This is a genomic window from Demequina sp. NBRC 110056 (assembly GCF_002090155.1).
Taxonomy (GTDB): Bacteria; Actinomycetota; Actinomycetes; order Actinomycetales; family Demequinaceae; genus Demequina.
The window spans coordinates 141,061-162,877 of sequence record NZ_BBRM01000008.1 but is presented as its reverse complement, the minus strand read 5'-3'; the positions used below and the strand labels follow the sequence as shown (position 1 = coordinate 162,877).

At 72.5% G+C, this 21,817-nt stretch carries 20 protein-coding genes; 10 read left to right on the top strand and 10 right to left on the bottom strand.

Annotation, left to right across the window (positions count from 1 at the left end; translation table 11 throughout):
• The 6 genes from B7K25_RS13115 to B7K25_RS13090 all read left to right on the top strand — a co-directional run.
• A partial coding sequence (locus B7K25_RS13115; RefSeq protein ID WP_144019016.1) for a transposase occupies window positions 1-494 on the top strand: 494 nt, incomplete at its 5' end.
• 215 nt (window positions 495-709) lie between these two features.
• Complete coding sequence (locus B7K25_RS13110; protein ID WP_084106628.1) at window positions 710-1,447, top strand: ABC transporter ATP-binding protein; 738 nt, start codon at window positions 710-712, stop codon at window positions 1,445-1,447.
• Window positions 1,444-2,178 carry an ABC transporter ATP-binding protein gene (locus tag B7K25_RS13105; protein ID WP_084106626.1) on the top strand — a complete coding sequence of 245 codons (735 nt, stop codon included), beginning with the start codon at window positions 1,444-1,446 and terminating at the stop codon, window positions 2,176-2,178. The genes B7K25_RS13110 and B7K25_RS13105 overlap by 4 nt, the downstream gene beginning before the upstream one ends.
• Window positions 2,178-3,056 (top strand): branched-chain amino acid ABC transporter permease, encoded by an 879-nt coding sequence (locus B7K25_RS13100; protein WP_084106624.1) that lies wholly within the window; start codon window positions 2,178-2,180, stop codon window positions 3,054-3,056. Before B7K25_RS13105 ends, B7K25_RS13100 begins: the two co-directional genes overlap by 1 nt.
• Window positions 3,053-4,255 (top strand): branched-chain amino acid ABC transporter permease, encoded by a 1,203-nt coding sequence (locus B7K25_RS13095; RefSeq protein WP_084106622.1) that lies wholly within the window; start codon window positions 3,053-3,055, stop codon window positions 4,253-4,255. The genes B7K25_RS13100 and B7K25_RS13095 overlap by 4 nt, the downstream gene beginning before the upstream one ends.
• Before the next feature lie 3 nt (window positions 4,256-4,258).
• On the top strand, window positions 4,259-5,587 hold the full coding sequence (locus B7K25_RS13090; RefSeq protein WP_084106621.1) for an ABC transporter substrate-binding protein: 1,329 nt from the start codon (window positions 4,259-4,261) through the stop codon (window positions 5,585-5,587).
• 362 nt (window positions 5,588-5,949) lie between these two features.
• Here the strand turns inward: B7K25_RS13090 and B7K25_RS13085 are convergent, their stop codons facing one another.
• The 5 genes from B7K25_RS13085 to B7K25_RS13065 form a co-directional block, all read right to left on the bottom strand.
• Window positions 5,950-7,530 carry a long-chain fatty acid--CoA ligase gene (locus B7K25_RS13085; protein WP_084106619.1) on the bottom strand — a complete coding sequence of 527 codons (1,581 nt, stop codon included), beginning with the start codon at window positions 7,528-7,530 and terminating at the stop codon, window positions 5,950-5,952.
• A gap of 56 nt (window positions 7,531-7,586) precedes the next feature.
• Entirely contained in the window at window positions 7,587-8,801 is a 1,215-nt protein-coding gene (locus tag B7K25_RS13080; RefSeq protein ID WP_084106617.1) for an acyl-CoA dehydrogenase family protein, read from the bottom strand.
• On the bottom strand, window positions 8,801-9,838 hold the full coding sequence (locus B7K25_RS13075) for a phosphotransferase family protein (RefSeq protein WP_084106615.1): 1,038 nt from the start codon (window positions 9,836-9,838) through the stop codon (window positions 8,801-8,803). Before B7K25_RS13075 ends, B7K25_RS13080 begins: the two co-directional genes overlap by 1 nt.
• Before the next feature lie 254 nt (window positions 9,839-10,092).
• On the bottom strand, window positions 10,093-10,500 hold the full coding sequence (locus B7K25_RS13070; RefSeq protein ID WP_084106613.1) for a thioesterase family protein: 408 nt from the start codon (window positions 10,498-10,500) through the stop codon (window positions 10,093-10,095).
• A 3-nt stretch (window positions 10,501-10,503) separates the two neighbouring features.
• Window positions 10,504-11,151 carry a QsdR family transcriptional regulator gene (locus tag B7K25_RS13065; protein ID WP_084106611.1) on the bottom strand — a complete coding sequence of 216 codons (648 nt, stop codon included), beginning with the start codon at window positions 11,149-11,151 and terminating at the stop codon, window positions 10,504-10,506.
• A gap of 111 nt (window positions 11,152-11,262) precedes the next feature.
• On the opposite strand from B7K25_RS13065, the gene B7K25_RS13060 reads away from it, so the two are divergent.
• Window positions 11,263-12,498: an acyl-CoA dehydrogenase family protein gene (locus B7K25_RS13060; protein ID WP_084106651.1), complete on the top strand. Its 1,236-nt coding sequence runs from the start codon at window positions 11,263-11,265 to the stop codon at window positions 12,496-12,498.
• A gap of 76 nt (window positions 12,499-12,574) precedes the next feature.
• Window positions 12,575-13,789: an acetyl-CoA C-acetyltransferase gene (locus tag B7K25_RS13055; RefSeq protein WP_084106649.1), complete on the top strand. Its 1,215-nt coding sequence runs from the start codon at window positions 12,575-12,577 to the stop codon at window positions 13,787-13,789.
• Between the two features lie 115 nt (window positions 13,790-13,904).
• Here the strand turns inward: B7K25_RS13055 and B7K25_RS13050 are convergent, their stop codons facing one another.
• From B7K25_RS13050 to B7K25_RS13040, 3 genes are read right to left on the bottom strand one after another with little or no spacing between them, the layout of a single operon-like run.
• On the bottom strand, window positions 13,905-14,366 hold the full coding sequence (locus B7K25_RS13050) for a MaoC family dehydratase (protein WP_084106609.1): 462 nt from the start codon (window positions 14,364-14,366) through the stop codon (window positions 13,905-13,907).
• Complete coding sequence (locus tag B7K25_RS13045; protein ID WP_084106607.1) at window positions 14,363-15,112, bottom strand: SDR family oxidoreductase; 750 nt, start codon at window positions 15,110-15,112, stop codon at window positions 14,363-14,365. The genes B7K25_RS13050 and B7K25_RS13045 overlap by 4 nt, the downstream gene beginning before the upstream one ends.
• Window positions 15,109-16,263: a zinc-binding dehydrogenase gene (locus B7K25_RS13040; RefSeq protein WP_084106605.1), complete on the bottom strand. Its 1,155-nt coding sequence runs from the start codon at window positions 16,261-16,263 to the stop codon at window positions 15,109-15,111. The genes B7K25_RS13045 and B7K25_RS13040 overlap by 4 nt, the downstream gene beginning before the upstream one ends.
• Window positions 16,264-16,656: 393 nt before the next feature.
• Between B7K25_RS13040 and B7K25_RS13035 the strand changes: the two genes are divergently transcribed.
• A complete protein-coding gene (locus B7K25_RS13035; RefSeq protein WP_084106603.1) occupies window positions 16,657-18,597 on the top strand; it encodes a glycoside hydrolase family 127 protein in 1,941 nt (646 codons plus the stop codon).
• A 29-nt stretch (window positions 18,598-18,626) separates the two neighbouring features.
• Entirely contained in the window at window positions 18,627-19,619 is a 993-nt protein-coding gene (locus B7K25_RS13030) for a LacI family DNA-binding transcriptional regulator (protein WP_084106647.1), read from the top strand.
• 104 nt (window positions 19,620-19,723) lie between these two features.
• Here the strand turns inward: B7K25_RS13030 and B7K25_RS13025 are convergent, their stop codons facing one another.
• Together B7K25_RS13025 and B7K25_RS13020 are read right to left on the bottom strand one after the other, a co-directional pair.
• Entirely contained in the window at window positions 19,724-20,473 is a 750-nt protein-coding gene (locus B7K25_RS13025; protein ID WP_084106602.1) for a YesL family protein, read from the bottom strand.
• Complete coding sequence (locus tag B7K25_RS13020; protein ID WP_084106600.1) at window positions 20,470-21,816, bottom strand: arabinan endo-1,5-alpha-L-arabinosidase; 1,347 nt, start codon at window positions 21,814-21,816, stop codon at window positions 20,470-20,472. The genes B7K25_RS13025 and B7K25_RS13020 overlap by 4 nt, the downstream gene beginning before the upstream one ends.
• Window position 21,817 lies beyond the last annotated feature (1 nt).

Below are 21,817 nucleotides of genomic sequence, written 5' to 3'. Positions count from 1 at the left end.
AACCTGTCGCGACCGCGATCGCCCGCGCCGAAGCAGCCCGCCTGGCCAAAACCATCCTGGCCACCGACGCCGACCTCAAAGCGAATCAGGCACACATCACCAGCCTGTTGCCCGCCACCCCCGCAGCGGCTCTCCTGACCGAGACCGGCATCGGACCGATCACCGCAGCCGCGATCTATGTGTCGTGGTCCCACGCAGGCCGACTCCGCTCCGAGGGCGCCTTCGCTGCACTAGCAGGAGTCAGCCCCCTGCCCGCATCGTCAGGCAACACCACCCGCCATCGACTCAACCGCGGCGGCGACAGACGCCTCAACGCCGCCCTGCACACCATCACCCTGACCCGCATGCGGATCGATCAAGCCACCCGCGACTACATTGCCCGCCGCCAAACCGAAGGACTCACCCTCAAGGAAATCCGCCGCATCCTCAAGCGCTACATCGCCCGACACATCCACCGCACCCTCACCCACGCCACCGCCACCATGCCCACTTGACGAACATAGAAGCGTCACTTTCGTCGTCTCGACGGTGTTCACGATGAAAGTGGGCCCACTTTCGTCGAGGGGGGGTGGGGTGGGGTGGGGTGGTGTCCGTTCCGCGCGCTTGCGGGGGCGGTCGCTGGGCGGCTGGATCACGATTGTGCAACATCTACATACCGCCCGGTCGGTTTCTGCGCTACAGTGGCGTCAACCGACACGAAGAGGTGCCGATGTCCAGCGAGCGACCCACCGCCAACCGGCAGACGCCGCGCTTGAGCGTGAACGACCTGACCGTGCGCTTCGGCGGCCTCACCGCCGTCGATGCCGTGAGCTTCGAGGTCGGCCACGGCGAGGTGGTCGCGCTCATCGGCCCCAACGGCGCCGGCAAGACCACCGTGTTCAACGCCGTCTGCGCCCTGGTGCGCGGCGAGGGAGAGATCCTCCTCGACGGAGCGCCGGCGCCACGCCGTACCGCGCAGCTCGCCGGCCGCCGCGTCGCCCGCACGCTGCAGGGCCTCGGGCTCTTCGCGGGGCTGTCGGTCCGCGAGAACGTCGCCGTCCCCGTCGCGCGGGAGGCGGACGCGGCGACCCGAGTCGCGCAGCAGCTCGAGCGCCTCGACCTCGCCGTCGTCGCTGACCGCCCGGTGGCGGCCCTCGCCTACCCCGACCGCAAGCGGGTCGCGCTCGCTCGCGCGCTCGTCACCGACCCCCGCCTGCTGCTGCTCGACGAGCCGGCCGGCGGGCTCGGCGTCGACGACATCGATGGGCTCGCGGAGACCGTCCGGGTGGTGGCCGAGGGCGGCTGCTCGGTGCTCCTCGTGGAGCATCACGTCGACTTCGTCATGGGTGTCGCCGACCGCATCGTCGTCCTCGACTTCGGCAAGGTGATCGCGAGCGGGACGCCCGCCGAGATCCAGGGCGACCCGCGGGTCGAGGAGGCCTACCTCGGCGTCCAGGTGGCGTCATGAGCCAGCGCACCGCGACCGGCGTCTCCCTCGACATCGCCGGACTGACCGTCGGCTACGGCGGCGAGCCCGTGCTGCACGGCGTGGGCCTGACGCTCCGCCCCGGCGAGGTCGTCGCCGTGCTGGGAGCCAACGGCGCCGGCAAGACCACGCTGCTGCGCACGCTCGCCGGCCTCGTGCGGCCCACGGCGGGCTCGATCGAGCTGGGCGGAGCAGACATCCTGACGCTACGCACCGAGGACCGTGCGCGACGCGGCCTCGCGCTGGTCCCGGATGGCCAGAGCGTGGTGGCCGAGCTGACCGTGGACGAGAACCTGCGGCTCGGCGCGCTGTGGCGCCACCGCGGGGCCGCCCGTGAGCGCGCCATCGCCGAGATCTACGATCTCTTCGAGCCACTCGCCCGCCGCCGCTCCAGCGCCGGGCACCAACTGTCCGGCGGCGAGCGTCAGATGCTCGCGATCGGGCGAGCGCTCGTCGCGGAGCCCGCGCTGCTCGCCGTCGACGAGCCCTCCCTGGGGCTCGCGCCGCTGATCGTCGGCGACGTCATGACCGCCCTGCGCGACGCCGCCGCGAGCCGCGGGCTGACGGTGCTGCTCGCCGAGCAGAACGTCACGAGCGCGCTGTCGATCGCCGACCGCGGCGTGGTCCTGTCGCTCGGCACCGTGGTCGCCGACGCCCCCGCGGACCTGCTCGCCTCCGACGCCGACCTCCGACACGCCTACCTGGGGTTCTGATGGATCATCTGCTCTTCCTCATCGCCACGGGCCTCGCCCGCGGCGCGATCTTCGCGCTGTTCGCGCTGTCGCTCGTGCTCATCTGGCGCGCCGCCCGCATCATCAACTTCGCGCAGGGCGCGATGGCGCTCGTCGCCACGTACGCAGCCTTCGCCGTGACCGGGATGACAGGCTCGTACTGGGCCGGCCTCGGCGCGGGCATCCTCGCCGGCGCCGCCATCGGACTCGGCGTCGAGCGCGGGCTCATGCGCTTCACCCGCGACTCGCATCCGCTCGCCGGCATCATCGTGGCGATCGGCCTCGTGATGGTGCTCCAGGCCCTGCTCGGCATCTTCTTCGGCCAGCAGCACCGGCCCATGCACACGCCGTTCTCCGACAGCCCGCTCACCGTCGGCGGGGTCCCGCTGCTGTCGCCGTACGACATCTTCGTGCTCGTCGTCGCGCTCGCGGTGATGGGCGGGCTCGCGCTGCTGTTCAACCGCACGTCGATGGGGTTGCAGCTGCGAGCCTCGGCGTTCTCCCCCGAGGTCTCGCGGGTCCTCGGCGTGCGGGTCTCCCTCATGGTGACCGTCGGGTGGATGCTGTCGGCCGCGGTGGCCGCGCTCGCCGCCATGCTGCTCGTCCCCACCGAGCTCGGCCTCAACCCGCACTCCACCGACGTGCTGTTCGTCTATGCCTTCACCGTCGCGGTGGTCGGCGGGCTCGACTCGCCCGTCGGCGCGCTGCTCGGCGGCCTGGTGGTCGGCGTCGCGATGACGCTCGTGACGGGCTACCTGGGCGCGACGTTCGCGCCCATCGGCGTGCTCGTGCTGCTGGTGGTGGTGCTGCTCGTCAAGCCCGGAGGCATCTTCTCCATGAGGGAGGCGCGCAGCGCATGAACCGCATCGCCCCCTCGCTCACCGGAGCTCCCCGCACCATCGTCATGGGAGCCGTCCTGACGGTCGTCGCGATCGCCGCGACCTTCGGGCTCGACCCCTATCGCAACTTCCAGCTCGCGACGATCGTCGCCTACTTCTGCGCCGTCGCAGGGTTGACGCTGCTCGTCGGCCTCACCGGGCAGCTCTCGCTCGGCCACGCGGCCCTCATGGCGGTGGGCGGCTACGCCTACGCGCTCACGGCCTCGCTCGCGACCGACATGGGCCTCGATGGCCTGCCGCGGTTCCTGCTGGGCATGGCGGGGGCCATCGCGGCGTCCACGCTGCACGGGCTGCTGCTCGGGCTGGCAGGCGCCCGGCTCCACGGGCCCTACCTGGCCGGCCTCACCCTCGGCATCGCGATCGCGTTGCCCGCCGTCACCGCCCAGTTCTCCGGGGTGCTCGGCGGCGACCAAGGCCTGCGGATCGACCGCGACGACGTCCCCGCGGTCCTCAGCCGCCTCATCGTGGTCGAGCAGTGGCAGGCGTGGGTCGCGATCATGATCGCCGGCGTCGTCGTGACGGGCCTCGCCGCCGTCCGCCGCTCCAGCCTCGGGCTGCGGATGCGGGCCGTGCGCGACGACGAGACCGCCGCACGCCTCAGCGGCGTCCCCGCCGGGCGCGTCAAGGTCGTCGCGTTCACCCTGAGCTCGGTCGCGGCCGGCGCGGGCGGCGCGGCGCTGTGCTTCGTCACCCAGTCCGTGAGCCCCGGCGCGTACACGCTCGCCTTCTCCCTGCTCCTCGTGGTCGCGGCCGTGGTCGGCGGCCTCGGCAGCATCGGCGGAGCGGCGCTCGGCGCCGCGCTCATCGTGATGCTTCCGTGGCTGGTCGCCACCCTGACGGACCTCGTCGACATGCCCGCCGAGCTCGAGCAGCGCCTCAGCGGCAACCTCGGCCTGCTGGTCTTCGGCGCCCTGCTCATCATCGTGATGCTCGCCCGACCCGGAGGCCTCGCCGGCCTGCGCCGCGGGCGGCGTACCCGGCGCACCAGCGCCGAGGACCCGACGCCGCCGTCGGGACCCGATGCGGTCGCCGCCACCTCCCCGACCGGCGCCACCGCCGCCGACCCGGCACCCGCATCGGCGCTGCGCGAGATGCCGGCGAACGACCAGCCGCGCACGCCCCAGACCGTCCTGCAGTCCCCCACTGAAAGAGAGAGGTGACCCATGTCACAGCAGTTCACCGCACGCCGACTCGCGGCCCTGGCCGGCGCCTCCGCCGTCCTGGTCGGGCTCGTCGGCTGCAGCACGCCGGCCTCCGAGGAGGAGGCTCCGCCCAGCGCCAGCGGGGACGCCACGACGGCGCCCGTCGAACCGGGCGACTCGACCGGTGTCACCGAGGACACCGTCACCATCGGCACGCACACCCCGCTCACGGGCCCGGCGGCCGCCGGATACTCGTCGATCTCGGCGGCAGCCACCGCCTACTTCGCGTACCTCAACGACAACGGCGGCGTGCACGGCCGCTCCATCGAGTACATCGTCAAGGACGACGGGTACAACCCCTCCACCACGCAGACAGTGGTGCGCGAGCTCGTGCAGCAGGACGAGGTGTTCGCGATCGTCAACGGGCTCGGCACGCCCACGCACACCGCGGTGCTCGACTTCCTCAACGAGAACGAGGTCCCCGACCTGTTCGTCGCGTCGGGGTCGACCTCGTGGAACCTGCCGGAGCAGTACCCGTTCACGTTCGGCTACAACGCCGACTACGTCGTGGAGGGCGCCGCGCTCGCGCAGTACGCCGCCGACGAGCACCCTGACAAGAAGGTGTGCCTGCTCGGTCAGGACGACGACTTCGGCGACGCGATGATCGAGGGCGCCGAGCTGGTGTTCGGCACCGGCGGCCTCACCCACATCGAGCGGTACTCGGTGTCCAACCAGGACGTCACCGCGCAGATCGGCGCGCTGCAGGCCGCGGGATGCGAGATCAACCTGCTCGCCACCATCAACGGCTTCACGGCCCTGGCGCTCGGGACCTCGGCGCAGTTCGGGTGGTTCCCGATGTGGTTCTCGTCGTCCTCGGGCGCCGACTACCCGACGCTCGTGACGTACCTCGGCGAGGACGTGGGACCACAGCTCCTCCAGGGCCTCGTCGGCACCAACTACCTGCCGTCGCTCGGGTCCGAGGACGAGTGGGTGACCCTGTTCCGTCAGATCAACGAGGACTACAACGACGGCGCGCCCTTCGACGGCAACACCATCTACGGCATGAGCGTCGCGTACACGTTCGCGGAGGCGCTCGCCGCCGCCGGCGAGGACCCCACGCGGGAGAGCCTGCTCGCTGCCGTCACCTCCGGCGGGCTGACGGGCAACGGCATCGTGCCGCTGTCGTTCTCCGAGGACAACCACGCCGCCTACCTCGGGGTCGGCATCACGATGGTGGACCAAGGCGTCCAGGACTACCTGGGGGCGACGTACGCGGTCGAGGGCGGCACCGTGACCGCCGTCGAGGCCGCGCCCATCCCGCTCGAGAACGACGCGCTGCCGGCTGGCTGACGCTGAGCACCACGGGAGCGGGGGATGCCGGGAGGCATCCCCCGCTTTCGTCGTCTTCGGGGGCGACCGCCGCTCCAGGTGCGCGCCCTCGGTGCACGCTCGTCGGCAGCCGGCAAGCGCATCGGCCCGCCGTCGTGGGGCGCTGACTCGTGGGCGGTGGCCGGTCACGCCGGCAAAGGGCCGATGCGCGGGCGGGGTCACGCGGCTGTGTCACCGGCGGCGCGGCACTGGGACGCGGCACGGGGATGCGGCACTGGGACGCTGCACGGTGACGCGACGCAGTGGCGCGGAGAGCGCCCTGGACACGGCGAGGCGGGGAGGCCCGATGACCTCCCCGCCTCGCCGGGCCGGTTGAGAGCCTCTCAGGCCACCGGCGTGAACTGCTCGACCAGCACCCGCTTGAGCACCTTGCCGCTCGCGCCCAACGGGAACTGCGGGAGCACGTGGATCACGCGCGGGTACTTGTAGGCCGCGATGCGGTCGCGCACGAAGCCGATGACCTCGTCGGCGTCGAGCTCGTGACCGTCAAGGGCCACCACGGCCGCGTGGACCTCCTGGCCCTTGACGGGGTCGTCGACGCCGAACACCGCGGCGCCCGCGACGTCGGGGTGGCGCATCAGCGCGGCCTCCACCTCCGTGGGGTACACGTTGTAGCCGGCGCGCACGATCATGTCCTTCTTGCGGTCCACGATGGTGAGCACGCCGTCGATGTAGGTGCCCAGGTCTCCCGTGCGGAACCAGCCGTCGACGATGGCCTCGGCGGTCGCATCGGCCCTGCCGAGGTATCCCTTGAAGAGGTTGTGCCCGCGCACGACGATCTCTCCCAGGGCGTCCGGCTCGTCGAGCAGCACGATGCGGTCGTCGACCTCGGGGTCGGCGATCGCGGCGTCCACGCCCCACAGCAGGCGCCCCACGGTTCCGGGCCGGATCGGCTCGAACAGCGGGTTCGAGGACACGATGGGCGCGGTCTCCGTGAGCCCGTAGCCCTCGTAGACGTCGCAGCCGAAGGCGTCGCGGAAGGCTTCGAGCACCGCGACCGGAAGGGAGGCACCGCCGGACACGGCGTATCGCAACGGAGGCCGCGCGTCGGCGCGCCGGGCCGCCTCGATGAGGCCCACGTACATGGTCGGGACGGCGGTGAACACGGTCGCCTCGTGCGCGACCATCAGCGCGAGCGCGTCGTCGGGGTCGAAGCGGGGCAGCAGGATGATCGAGGCGCCCACGCGGAAGCCGATGTTCATCACGGCGGTCTGGCCGAAGGTGTGGAACAGCGGGAGGCCGCCGAAGACGATGTCGTCCTTGTTGAGGTCGAAGTTGTCGACCAGCGAGCAGTGGACCTGCTCGATGATGGACAGGTGGCTGCCGACGGCGCCCTTGGGCGTGCCGGTGGTGCCGCTGGTGTAGAGGATGGTCGCGGGGTCGGTCGGTCCGGTCGGGGTGTGCCGCACGATGGGCTCCGCCGCGGCGGCCTCGGCCTCGAGGCGCGGCAGGTCGACCCCGGCGTCCTCGGGCAGCAGCACGGTGACGATCGGCACGCCGGCCTGGGCCGCGGCCGGAGCGGCCTCGGGGAGCAGCGGCGCGGCCACGACCACCAGGTCGGCACCGCTGTCGCGCAGCACGTGCTCGATCTCCTCCGCCTTCAGCAGCAGGTGGACGGGCACCACGATCGCGCCCAGCGCGAGCGCGCCGTAGTACACCCGCGGGAAGTCCGGCACGTTCGGGACGATCATCGCCACGCGGGAGCCTGGCCCGATGCCGCGGTCGCGCAGCGCGCCCGCGTACGCGCGCGTCTGGTCCCAGAGCTCGCTGTAGGTGATGGTCGAGCCGGCGAAGTGCAGCGCGGGCCGTTCCGCGTGACGACGCGCGCTCTCGGCGAGGATGCTCGCGACCGACAGCGTGGCGTTGCCGTTGCGGCTGATGGCGGGGTCGGGCTGGTGAGTCATCGCGGTCTCCTTCGACTGATGATGATGGTGAGTGTGCCGCAGGTCGCGGCGGCGAGTCACACCTTGAGCTCGGCGCGGCCGAGACTCGCCAGGTGCACCTCGTCGGGTCCGTCGGCGATCCGGAGCGACCGGATGCCGGCGTACATCTCGGCGAGCGGGGTGTCCGAGGACACCCCGGCGCCGCCGTGAAGCTGGATCGCGCGGTCGAGGATCTGCTGCACCGCCCGAGGGACGGCGATCTTGATCGCCTGGATCTCGGTCATGGCGCGGCGGTTGCCCACCGTGTCCATGAGCCACGCGGTCTTGAGGACGAGCAGGCGCAGCGCCTCGAGCTGGATGCGGCTCTCCGCGGCCCACTCCCGGATGACGCCCTGCTGCGCCAGGGCGCGCCCGAAGGTGTGGCGCTCGTTGGCCCTGGCTCGCACGAGCGCGACCGCACGCTCCGCGGTGCCGAGGGCACGCATGCAGTGGTGGATGCGCCCCGGCCCGAGACGGGCCTGGGCGATGGCGAAGCCGTCGCCCTCGCCCGCGATGAGGTTCTCCGCCGGCACTCGCACGTCATCGAACGCGATCTCGGCGTGGCCGCCATGGTCGCGATCGTCGTAGCCGAACACGCTCAGCGGGCGCACGATCCTCACGCCTGGGGTGTCCCGCGGGACGAGGATCATCGACTGCTGGCGGTGGCGATCCGCGTCGGGGTCGGTCTTGCCCATGACGATGAAGACCGCCGCGTCGGGGCTCATCGCTCCCGTCGACCACCACTTCCTTCCGGTGACGACGTAGTGGTCGCCGTCGCGCCGGATGCGCGTGCCGATGTTGGTGGCGTCCGAGGAGGCGACGTCCGGCTCGGTCATGCAGAACGCCGAGCGGATCTCCGCTCGCAGCAGCGGCGCCAACCACCGCTCCTTCTGCTCCGGGGAGCCGAAGTCGTTCAGCACCTCCATGTTGCCCGTGTCGGGGGCGGCGCAGTTCAGCGCCACCGGTGCCAGGCGGATGCTCCAGCCCGTCGCCTCGGCAAGCGGCGCGTACTGGACGTTGGTCAGCCCTGCGCCGCCTGACGCCGCGGGGTCCCCGGGAAGGAACAGGTTCCACAGGCCCTCGGCGCGCGCGTGCTCCTGCAGCTGGCGGACGATCGGCCAGGTGCCCCACGAGGTCGGCGACGCGGCGAGCTGCTGGTCGAGGACGGCCTCGGCGGGGATCGCGTGGTCCTGCACGAAGGTCGTGACCCGCTCGATCAGGTCGCGCGTGGCGTGCGTGTGCGCGAAGTCCATCAGTGCACCTCCAGGCCCTGACGGGCGAGCGGCTCGACGAGGGCACCCATGCGCTCGTAGCCCTCACCCACGGTGTCGCCGGCGCGGTAGCGGAAGTGGATGCCCTCGAGGATCACGGCGAGCTTGAACGCCGCGAAGGCGCGGTACCAGCCGAGGTCGGGCACCGGCGCGCCGGCGCGTGCGGCGTAGGCGTCGACCAGCTCGGCGAAGCTCGGGTAGCCGGCGTCGGGGTCGACGGCGCTCGGCGTCGCGGCCGCGGACTCCGCCGGCAGCGCCGCGATGTCCCAGTAGAGACCCATGATGCCGAGGTCGACGAACGGGTCGCCGAGCGTCGCCATCTCCCAGTCGAGGATGGCCGAGATGCGCGGCTCGGCACCGTCCCCCACCACCAGGGCGTTGTCGAGGCGGTAGTCGCCATGCACGATCGCGCCGCGAGGAGACGTGGGGACGTCGGCGTCGAGCCCGTGCGCGAGCTCGTCGAGCAGCGGCGTCTCGCGCGAGCGGGATGCGTCGAGCTGCCGCCTCCAGGTCGACAGCTGGCGTCCGAGGTAGCCGCGCGGCCGCCCGAAGTCGCTGAGCCCGACCGCCTCCGGCTCGATCGCGTGCAGGTCGGCGAGGTGCTCGACCAGCTCGATGCTCAGCCGCCGCAGACCCTCGCGCGTGTACGCGCCGTTCTGGCTCCGATGCGCGAGCACCGTGCCGGGGGCACGCTCCATCACGAAGAAGGGCGTGCCGGTGACGGCGGCTGCCTCGGTGTCGTCGACGATGTCGACGGCCACCGGCACCGGCACATCGGTGGCCGCGAGCGCGGAGATCACGCGGTGCTCGCGGCGCATGTCGTGCGCGCTGGAGAGGACGTGGCCGAGCGGGGGCCGTCGCAGCACGAGCGGGGAGGAGGCTCCGTCGACCGCGTAGGTGAGGTTGCTCCGCCCGCCGGCGATGACCTCGACGTGCAGCGGGCCGCTGGAGCGCTCGGGGTGCTCGCGTGCGAGCCAGGCCTCCAGGCCTGCGACGTCCACGCCGGGAACCTCGGTCATCCTCGACCCGCCTTCGCTCTCGTCATCGGGAGGTGCAACGTCAGCATACCGGATGGTCGGTTTGTGTGGAAGCCGGGATCGGCGCGGGCCCAGGCGCCTGTGCGCGGTGCCCGTCCGCGGTGCCCGTCCGAACTCCCGACTCGCAATGCACGTCCGCGATGCGCGCTGCGACTGCACGGCGATCAGAAGGGCGATTCACGACACCCCTGCGCCGCCAGGGCGCGCGGGGAGCGCGAAGAGCGCCGCGACAGCGGCTAGGCCTGGAGCGACCGCTCGATCTCCGCGCGCATCTGCTCCGGGATGGGGGTCGGCCTGCGAGTGGCCTCGTCCACGAACACGTGCACGAAGCGGCCCGTCGCGATGGGCTCGTGCTCGCCGGCGCGCAGGATCGCGGGGCTCCAGGTGATGCTCGTCGAGCCCAGCCGCTCGAGGCCGACGCCCACCTCGAGCGGCTCCGGGAAGGACGCGGAGGCGGTGAACTCGCACGACGACGCGGCGCACAGCGCGATCACGTCACCCTGGGGATCGAGGCCTCCGTGCGCGATCATCCACGCGTTCACGGCGGTGTCCATCGCCTCGTAGTAGACGGTGTTGTTGACGTGCCCGTACTGGTCGTTGTCGCGCCAGCGCGTGGGGAACGGGTGACGCGTCAGGAAGTCCACGGCTCACCCATCCACGCGCAGCAGGAGGCGGAACGCGGTCGCGGCGCGCTCCGCGCTCGGGGTGTCGCCCGAGATGAGGTCCGCGTAGGTGAACGACTCCGACATCCGCACCAGCAGGTAGCCGAGCCCCGGAGGGTCGATCGCGCCGCCGAGGGGCTCCTCGCCCAGCTCGTCGCGCACGAGCCACGTCGCGGTCGCGACGTAGCGCCGCTGGATGGGGCTTTCCTTGGTCGTGAGCAGCCGCAGGGCGCGGGCGGGCTCGCGGCGGAGGAACTCTCGGAAGTAGTCGGCCGTGATGAGGTCGTCGACGAACCTCGTGAGGATGCCCGCGATGCGCTCTCCCCCGCAGGCACCTCCGACGGCCTGGTCCGCCTGCACGAGCGTCGGCATGGCCAGCGACCACAGCACCTCGCTGAGCAGCGCGTCGCGGTTGCCCACCCAGCGGAACAGCGAGGTGCGGTCGACGCCGAGCGATGCCGCGAGCGAGCCCATGTCGATGCGGCGCCCGTCGATGAAGATCTCCCGCGCGGCATCGAACGCGCGCTTGGCGTCCGGATGGGCGCCGTCGCGGAGCCGGTCGGACAGCCACGACGGCGCGGCGTCCACGCCGACGCTGGCGATGGTGACGACGTGCTGCGGCGCTGAGGTCATAGACGGCACTCTAGCGCCCGACAGCGCTGCTGGTGCAACGTTTCTGATTTTGTCGTGCAACATTTTGGGTTTTGATGCATACTCGTGGTGACACCGATGATCGGAGAGACGATGACGTCGACGACCACCCCCACCGCGTCCCTGCTCGAGGCGGCACCGGCCGACCTGCTCGACGTGGACTTCTACGAGTTCCAGCACCAGCTGACGGACGCCGAGCAGCGCGCGCTGCGCGGCATCCGCGCCTTCCTCGAGGAGGAGGTGCGCCCCATCGCGGACGACCAGTGGGAGCGCGCGGAGAGCCCCCGACACCTGGTTCCCCGGATCGCCGAGCTTGGGCTGTACGCCAACGCCTTCCCGGAGACCGCGCACTTCCCCAACAGCAACATGTACCGCGGCTGGGTGGCTCTCGAGCTCGCCCGCGTCGACGCGTCGCTCGCCACCTTCATCGGCGTCCACTCGGGCCTCGCGATGACCTCCATCGCGGTCGGAGGCTCAGACGAGCAGAAGGCCGAGTGGCTTCCGGTGCTCGCGCGGGGTGAGCAGGTCGCGGCGTTCGGCCTCACGGAGCCCGACCACGGCTCCGACACCGCGCGCGGCCTCGAGACCACCGCGCGCCGGCGCACCGGCCCCGACGGCCGCGACGAGTGGGTGCTCAACGGCGCCAAGCGCTGGATCGGCAACGGCGCCTTCGCGGACCTTGTCGTCATCTGGGCCAAGGACGTCGAGGACGACCAGGTCAAGGGCTTCCTGGTGCGCACCCCCGCCGTGGGCTTCAGCGCGTCCAAGATCGAGCGCAAGCAGTCGCTGCGCGCGGTCGAGAACGCGGACATCGTCATGAAGGACCTCGTGATCCCCGAGAGCGATCGCCTGCAGAGGATCGACGGCTTCCGCGACGTCGCGGTGGTGCTGCGCCTGACCCGGGCGGACGTCGCTTGGCAGGCCCTCGGCGTCGCAGTCGGGGCCTACGAGGCCGCGCTCGCGTACGCCAAGCAGCGCCACCAGTTCGGCAAGCCCATCGCCTCGTACCAGCTGGTCCAGGAGAAGCTCGCGCGGTCGCTGTCCAACATCACCGCGTCGATCGCGCTGTGCATGCGCGTCTCGCAGATGCAGGACGAGGGCATCCAGCGCGACCACCACTCCGCGCTCGCGAAGGCGTTCGTCACGGCCCGCATGCGCGAGACCGTCGCGCTCGCCCGCGAGATCACGGGCGGCAACGGCATCACCCTCGACCACGGCGTGGCCCGGTTCTTCGCTGACGCGGAGGCCGTCTACACGTTCGAGGGCACCTACGACATGAACTCGCTCATCGTGGGCAGGAAGATCACGGGCCTCACGGCCTTCGTCTGACCCGCACCGAGTCACCTTTCACCCCGTCCCGCGTCGCCGACGCGGGCGTCACCCCCTGCCATCGAGGAGGATGCGCATGCCCGAGGCGTACATCGTCGCCACTGCCCGCTCACCGATCGGACGCGCCTACAAGGGCTCGCTGACCGGCATCCGAGCGGACGACCTCGCCGCGCGCATGGTCGCGGCCGCCGTCGAGAAGGTGCCGGGGCTGGACCCGGCCCGGATCGACGACCTCATGATGGGCTGCGGCCAGCCCGCAGGCGAGCAGGGGTTCAACATCGCCCGCATCGTCGCGGTCCTGCTCGGCTGGGACGGCGTCCCCGGCACGACCGTCAACCGGTACTGCTCGTCGTCGCTGCAGACCACCCGCATGGCCTTCCACGCGATCAAGGCCGGCGAGGGCGACGTCTTCGTCTCCGCCGGCGTCGAGTCGGTGAGTCGATACGCGAGCGGCGCCTCCGACCTGCCCGACGCCGTGAACCCCGTGTTCGCCGATGCGCTCGCCCGGTCCGCGTCGCGGACCGCGGCTGGGGCGGACGGCTGGGTAGACCCGCGCGAGAGCGGCTCCCTGCCCGACCCCTACATCGCGATGGGCCAGACGGCAGAGAACGTCGCCCAGCTGCACGGCATCACCCGCGACGAGCAGGACGCCTTCGCCGCGCGCTCGCAGCAGCGCGCCGGGGAGGCGATCGCCTCGGGGTTCTGGGCGCGCGACATCACGCCGGTGACGCTCGACGACGGAACGGTGGTCGCCGCGGACGACGGCCCCCGGCCGGGCACGACGGTCGAGGTGCTCGCGGGGCTCGACCCCGTGTTCCGCCCGGACGGCACGGTGACCGCGGGCAACGCGTGCCCGCTCAACGACGGCGCGGCAGCCGTGGTCGTCGTGTCCGAGCGGGTCGTGGACGAGCTGGGCCTGAGCCCCCTCGCGCGCATCGTCTCGACCGGCGTGAGCGGGGTGTCGCCGGAGGTCATGGGCCTCGGCCCCGTCGAGGCCTCGCGACGTGCGCTCGCGCACGCGGGGCTCGAGATGGACGCGATCGACCTGGTCGAGATCAACGAGGCGTTCGCCGCGCAGGTCATCCCGTCGGCGCGCGAGCTGGGGATCCCCGACGAGCGCCTCAACGTCCACGGCGGCGCCATCGCCGTCGGACACCCGTTCGGGATGACGGGTGCCCGCATCACGTCCACCCTTCTCAACGGCCTCGCCGAGACCGGCGGCCGCTACGGGCTCGAGACGATGTGCGTCGGCGGCGGGCAGGGCATGGCGTTGGTGCTCGAGCGCCTCTGACGCACCACCTCGGACACGGCTCGGGCCCCGCGCACCTGCGCGGGGCCCGAGCCGTCGTCGTGGGGCGAGCGGCGGTCCGGCGCGTTGAGCCGTCGGCTCGACCACCGCATCGGCGCTACTGCGGCAGGGGCACGAACAGACCGATCGTGTCCGCGACCAGCGCTGGGCGCTCCGAGCCCTCGAGCTCCACGGTGGTGCGGGACGCCACGCGGTAGCCCTGCGCGGTCGCGTCGACCCCGGTGATCTCGGTCGCCGCTCGGACGCGTGCGCCGGCGGGCACCGGCTGCACGAAGCGCACCTTGTCGAGGCCGTAGTTCACCGACATCGCGACCTTGTCGACCTGGAGCAGACCCAGCTGCAGGTGCGGCAGCAGCGACAGGGTGAGGTAGCCGTGCGCGATGGTGGTGCCGAACGGGCCGGACGCCGCGCGCTCGGGGTCCAGGTGGATCCACTGGTGATCCTCGGTGGCGTCCGCGAAGGCGCCGATGCGCTCCTGGGAGATCTCGAACCAGTCACCCACGGCGGTCTGTCCGACGGCTCCGGGAAGGTCAGCGGGGGAGGCGACGACGATGCTCATGCCTTGGGCCCTCCCGCCACGTACAGGACCTGGCCCGAGACGAACCCGGCCTCCTCGGAGCAGAAGTACGACGCCGCGGCGGCGATGTCCTCGGGGACGCCGGCCCTGCCCACGGCGGCCTCTTTGGCCATGTGCCCGACGAAGTCCTCGAACGTCACGCCGATCCGCTCCGCGGTGGCGCGCGTCATGTCGGTGACGATGAATCCCGGTGCGATCGCGTTCGCGGTCACCCCGTAGCGCCCGAGCTCGATCGCGAGGGTCTTGGTGAACCCCTGCATGCCGGCCTTGGCGGCCGCGTAGTTCGCCTGGCCGCGGTTGCCCAGAGCGGAGGTGCTGGAGAGGTTGACGATGCGCCCCCACCCCGCCTCGACCTGGTGCTTCTGCACGGCCCGCGTCATCAGGAACGCCCCGCGCAGGTGCACGGCCATGACCGCGTCCCAGTCGTCGTCGGTCATCTTGAACAGCAGGTTGTCGCGCAGGATGCCGGCGTTGTTCACGAGGATCGTCGGCGCGCCCAGCTCCTCCGCGACGCGGTCGACGGCCGCGCTGACGGCGGCGGAGTCCGCCACGTCGGCGCCGACGGCGAGAGCGCGGCCCCCTGCGGCCTCGATGGCGGCGACGGTCTCGGCGCAGGACTCCGCGCTGAGATCGACGGCGGCGACGGCGTACCCGTCCTGCGCGAGTCTCAGCGCGGTCGCGGCGCCGATGCCGCGGGCGGCTCCGGTGACGATGGCGGTGCGGGTCATGCGATGTCCTCTCGGTGGGTGGGGTGGTCGGTTGCGGTGAGGTCGATGAGCTGGCGCAGCTCGGCCCCCGACGCGAGGCGGTCCATCGCCTCGGGCAGGTCGGCGAGGCCGATGCGCGCCGAGACGAGCCGCTCGAGCGGCAACCGCCCCTCGCGCCACAGCGTCACATAACGCGGGATGTCCCGCGCGGGCACGGCGGAGCCGAGGTAGCTGCCGACGACCGTGCGGGCCTCCGCGGTGAGGGTCAGCGGCGAGATGGCGGCGCGCGCATCGGGCGAAGCAAGGCCGACGGTCACCGTGGTGCCGCCGGGCGCGGTGAGCGCGAAGGCGGTCTCGAAGGCGCGGGCGGACCCGGCCGCCTCGATGACGACCTGACCCCGCACCCGGCGGGACGATGCCTCCTCGGGCGAGAGCGCATCGGCCGCCCCCAAGGACCGGGCGAGGGCGAGCTTGCCCGGAACGGGGTCGACGCCGACGACGTCGTGCCCCAGGGCGACGGCGACGAGCAGCGCCGCCATGCCCACACCGCCGAGACCGACGATGACGACGCGGTCGCTCGCGGAGGCGTGTGCCGCGTTCAGCACGGCGCCGCCGCCGGTGAGGACGGCGCAGCCGAGCAGCGCGGCGATGTCGGACGGGACGTCCGCGTCGACCGGCACGACGGAGGTGCGGCTGACGACCGCGTGAGAGGCGAAGGCCGAGACCCCGAGGTGGTGGTGGACGGCCTGCGGCTCCCCGTTCGGGTCGGTGCGACTCAGCCGCCGTCCGCCCCCGACGAGCGCGCCCTCCGCGTTCGCCGCGGATCCGGGCTCGCACGGGAGCCGGCCGTCCGTGCGGCAGCCGTCGCAGGCGCCGCAGCGCGGCAGGAAGGTCATGACCACGCGGGTACCGACGGCGACGTCGTCGACGCCGTCGCCGGTCGCCTCGACGATCCCGGCAGCCTCGTGGCCGAGCAGCATCGGCGTGGGGCGGACGCGGTTGCCGTCGACCACGCTGAGGTCGGAGTGGCACACGCCCGCGCACTCGAGGCGGACCAGGAGCTCGCCCGCCCGCGGGCCGTCGAGCTCGAGCTCCTGCACGGTGAAGGGACGCGACTCCACGAAGGGCGCCGGCGCGCCGGACGCCTCCAGCACAGCTCCCGTGATGCGCATGCGCGACCTCCTCGTCGGCGGCGCTGAGCGCGCCGCACGAGCAAGCATACCGACCGGGCGGTATGGTGTCACGCCCGCGAACTCGAGTTCGACGACCTCCCACCCCCGACAGTACGAACCATCGCCGCGGCGACACGCCGGGCGACACACCGCACCGAGGCGCGACACGCTGGCGTGTCGCCTCGGATTCTGGTTCAAACTGTCGGCGGGGACCGGGTAGTCGGCGGTCGGCGATCGGCGGAGCAGTGGGCACAGCAGCGCCGATGCGGTCGCCGGGTTCTCGCCTCGCTCACCCCGAGCGCACCGAGGGTGGCGCGCGACCCGGTAGGATTTACATCGTTGCAAAGACGCCGCCGGCGAGCCCCGTGCCCGCCCCAACCCGCGCGAGGAACGATGACCGACCAGCCCCGCACCGCGCCGATGCCCGCCGCCCGGACCCCGGCAGCGGAGGACCTCGCGCCGCTGCCCCTCACCGCGGTCACCCTCGCACCCGACAGCGAGCTAGGCGCCTGGCAGCGCCTCAACCGCGAGCGCACCCTGCCCCACGTCGTCGAGCGGCTCGAGACCAGCGGCGTCATGGACAACCTGAGGCGCGTCGCGGGGACGTCCTCGGCGGACTACCGCGGCTTCAACTTCGCCGACTCGGACCTCCACAAGACCCTGGAGGCCATCGCCTGGGAGGCCGCACGGGTTCCCTCGGACCAGCCGTGGGAGGACTTCGTCGAGTCCGCGGCCGCCCTGCTGACGCAGGTGCAGCGCGAGGACGGCTACCTCTACTCCCACGTCCAGGGCCACGACGACCAGGAGGCCTGGCGCGACATGCGCTGGGGCCACGAGCTGTACGTCCTCGGCCACCTCATCCAGGCCGCCGTCGCCCGCTCGCGCGCGACGGGCAACGATGACCTGCTCGCCGTCGCGCGGCGCTTCGCCGACCTCGCGGTGCGCGAGTTCGGGCCCAACTCTGCGCGAATGGACGGGTACTGCGGTCACCCCGAGATCGAGACCGCGCTCGTCGAGCTCCACCGCCACACGGGCGAGCAGGCGTACCTCGCGACCGCGAGCGCGATGGTCGAGCGCCGCGGCACTGGAGCGCTCGGAACCGGCCCCTTCGAGTCCGCGTACCACCAGGACCACGCCCCCATCCGCGACGCCCGCGAGGCGACGGGTCACGCGGTCCGCCAGCTCTACCTGAACGCCGGGGTCGCTGACGTCGTCGCGGAGAGCGCCGATGCGGGCCTCACCGCCGCGCTCGACGCCCAGTGGCGTACGGCTCACGGCTCGAAGGAGTACGTCACCGGCGGCATGGGCTCGCGCCACAAGGACGAGTCGTTCGGCGACCCGTTCGAGCTCCCGCCGGACCGTGCATACGCGGAGACCTGCGCCGCGATCGCGTCCTTCCAGTGGAACTGGCGGATGCTGCTGGCCTCGGGGCAGGCCCGTCACGCGGATGCGATGGAGCGTGCCCTGCTCAACGGCATCGCGTCCTCGACCGGCGTCGACGGCGTGCGGTTCTTCTACTCGAACCCGCTGCAGCTGCGCTCCGGACACGACGGCGCCAGCGAGTACTCGCCCTCGGAGCGGCTCGACTGGTTCGCGTGCGCCTGCTGCCCTCCCAACCTCGCGCGCCTTGTCGCCTCTCTCGGCGGGTACGTCGCGACGGGTTCGGAGAGGTCCGCGCGCGTGCACCTGTACGGCAGCGGCGAGATCCGCATCGGCGCCACCACCCTCACCGTCGACACCCGCTACCCGTGGGACGGCACGGTGCGCATCGCCGTCGCAGGTCCGCTCGAGACGCTCACCCTGCGTGTGCCCTCGTGGAGCACGGAGGCGACGGTCGAGATCGACGGCACGAGCGCATCGGCCCTGCCCGACGCGGACGGCTACGTCCGGGTCGGCGTGCACGACGGCGCCGTCGTGACGCTCGCGCTGCCGATGCCGGTCGAGCTGCTCGCGCCGCACCCGCGGGTCGACGCGGTGCGCGGCTCCGTCGCCCTGCGCCGCGGGCCGCTCGTCTACTGCATCGAGCAGACCGACCTGCCGCCGGGCGTCGCCGTCGAGGACATCCGGCTCGACCCGTCCACGCCCGTGCGCACCGGCCCCGCACTCGCCTCGCTGCGCACCGAGGTGACGCTGCTCACGGAGGCGATCGTGCGCTCGGCCGACGGCGAGCCGCTCGCCACCTTCGCGCCGCGGTCCTCGCATCGGGCCGATGCATCTGGCATGCTTCCAGGCAGAATCAACCTGCGCGCGATCCCGTACGCCCGCTGGGCCAACCGAGCGGCCGGCGCGATGCGGGTGTGGATCCCGCTCGACGAGGAGGCCACCCGCGCGTGAGCGAGACCACCGGCAAGGCGACCGTCACGATGACCGACGTGGCGAGGCTCGCCGGCGTGTCCGTGAAGACGGTCTCGAACGTGGTCAACGACTACCCGCACATCCGTCCGGCGACCCGCGAGAAGGTCCAGAAGGCGATCGACGAGCTCGGCTACCGGATGAACCTCGCGGCGCGGAACCTGCGCCAGGGCAAGACGGGGATCATCGGGCTCGCGGTTCCTGAGCTGTCGCTGCCGTACTTCGCGGAGCTCGCCGACTCGGTGATGCGCGCCGCGGAGTCGCGCGGGATGGTCGTGCTGATCGAGCAGACCGGCGCGAGCCGCCAGCACGAGCTCGACGTGCTCACCTCGGAGCGTCGCCAGCTCACCGACGGGCTGATCTTCTCCCCGCTCGAGCTGGGCCCCGACGACGCGGACGAGCTCAAGGTGCCGTACCCGCTGGTGGTGCTGGGCGAACGCATCTTCGGCGGCGACTGGGACCACGTAACGATGAACAACGTCGACGGCGCCCGTGCCGCCACGCAGCACCTCATCGACCGTGGCCGGCGGCGAATCGCGGTCGCGGGAGCCCACGCGGGCGAGACCATGGGCTCGGCGGCTCTGCGCGTGCTCGGCTACCAGGCGGCGCTCGCCGCCAACGGCATCCCTTTCGATCCCGACCTCGTGCTCGAGGGCGGGCTGTGGCACCGGTCGACGGGCGCGGACTGCGTCTACCGGCTGCTCGACTCCGGCACCTCGTTCGACGCCGTGTTCGGCCTCAACGACGCCCTCGCGATGGGCGCGCTCCACGCGCTGCATGCGCGCCGGGTGGACGTGCCCGGCGAGGTCGCCGTCGTGGGCTTCGACGACACCGAGGACGCCGCCTACTCCGCGCCGACGCTCAGCTCGATCGCGCCGGGACGCGAGCAGATCGCGGACACGGCGGTCGACCTCCTCGCCCAGCGCATCGCCGGCTCGACCGAGCCGTACCGCCGGGTGGTCGCGGACTTCACGCTCGCCGAGCGCGAGTCGACCGCCGGCTGACCGCGCGCCTGCGCCGGACGCCGCTCGCTCGTCGACGCTTGCTCGACCGCGTCACCCGCGCACTGCGCGCGGCTGCGAGGAGGGTGCGTCAGCGCATCGGTGGGTCAGCGCACAGCGGCGGCGCCTGGCTCGTCCTCGTCGTCCTCACCATCGTGACGCGAGTCGACCTTGTCGAGGAAGCGGTCGACGAGCAGCCCGGTGAGCAGGACGGGCACCGCCAGGCCGACGAGGACCAGCAGCAGCGGGAACCGCAGCCCGATGACGAGCAGGGCCACCCCCGTCACCATGCAGCCGAGCGCCGTGAGGGGCGACACGAGCGGGCCCACGAGCACGAACCTGGCGGTCCGCAGCGCCGGGTCCGCGTAGCGGCGCAGCACCGAGGGCGCGTACGAGAGGTAGGCGATCGCGTACAGCCCCACCGCGGCCGATGCGCCCGTCAGGATCGCGGTCAACGCGCCCGACCCGTACGCCTGGAGCACAAGCAGCTCGTACCAGACGAGTCCAAGCGCGAGGATCGCGGGCGCCGTCACGAGGACCGCCCGGCGCCACTGGGAGCGGTACTCGGCCCAGAAGTCGTGCCACAGCGCATCGGAGGCGTCTCCCGACCGCAGCCGCGCGAGCAGCGCGGCACCGGACGTGAGCGCGGGGCCGAGCCCGGCCACGACGAGCCCGAGCACGGTGCCGGCCAGCATCAGGAGCTGGATGGCGACGAGTTGAGCGGCGACCCGCAGCCACACCATGATGCGGCCCGACCAGCCCGGGATCTCCTGCGCGTCCGCCGGAGCGCCCTCGAGGGGCGCGACACCCTTGCGGTCGCGTGCGGGTCTGCGCTCGGTCGCCACGGTCGTCATCATCCCACCCGCGTACCGACGATGACCGTGCCCGCGGGCCCGCGAGCGGCGAAGCTCAGCGTCGCGCGGTCGCGCACGGCGTCCCACGCGGGGAACACGACCGCGTCGACGGGCGCGTCCCCGCCGCGAGTGAAGCGGCCCTGGCCGTGGGCGACCAGGCCCGCGAGCGCATCGGCCGTCACGACGACCTCGCGCGACGAGGCGACCTCCTGCGTGGGTCCTGCCCAGTCGAGGATCTCCCAGGTGCCGATCAGTTCTGCCGCGTCGCCGGGCCACTGGCCCTCGTCGTCGACCTCGCGGTCGCCGGCCCAGGGCTGGACCGCGACGAGGGGCCAGCCACCGTGCGTCCACACGAGCCGGCGCACCTGGACCTCGTGCTGGCGAGGGTCGTCGGGGAAGCGGGTGTGGTGCACGAGCAGCTGGCGGCCTGGCTCGGTCAGCACGGACGCGTGTCCCGGCGCCAGCAGGCCCCGGGCGCCGTCGAGCCGGTGGCTCGCGAGCACGGTGAGGCCGGTGACCTCGGGATCGCTGTCGAGGTCCGTGAGGTCGCGACCCTCGTGGTCGCGGTAGGGGCCGTAGAGGTCATCCGCGACCGCCACGCGCACGTGGTACGTCGACGCGAGCGAGTCGTAGGAGACGACCAGCGCCCATCCGCCGCCGGGACGCGGGATCACGTAGGGGCCCTCGATCGCGGTGTCGACCGAGCGGGGCCGGCGCGCGATGAGGGTGCCGAGCGACGCCGCGGGCGTGCCAGGAGAGGGCGCGTCGAGGGCGAAGCCCGTCGCCGGGTCGATCTCGAGCGCATGCAGGCCGCCGAAGAACGAGCCGTAGATGAGGTGATGGCGCTCGCCGTCGACCACGAGCTGTGCGTCGATCGCGTTGTGCCCGTCGCGGTCGTGCTGCGTGGCGACGACGATCCCAAGGTCGGTCCACGGGCCGCGCGGGTGCGCCGCGACGGCGAGGCCGATCGCGGACGTGCGCGAACCAAAGGTCGACGCCGAGTAGTACATGCGCCACTGGTCGCCGGACTCCGTCGACACCCGCACCACGTCGGGTGCCCACAGCCCGTCGGCTCCGCTCCACTCGCGCGCCGGTCCCGGGACGCCGTCGAGCGCCCACCCGGCGAACTCCCAGTCGACCAGATCCGTCGAGCGGCGCACCTGCGTGCCGGCCCCGGGGAGGGGGCCGTCCGCGTTCGCGTCGGTCGAGAACAGCCAGTACACGCCGTCGTCGTCCCTGACCGCGGTGGGGTCGTGGGCGTTGCGCGCGCCCCAGGTGGTGACCTCGTCGGGCAAGGCCTGCCCTGGCCCCTGCGCGGTGCGCGGGGCCGGCTCGATGCTCGTCATG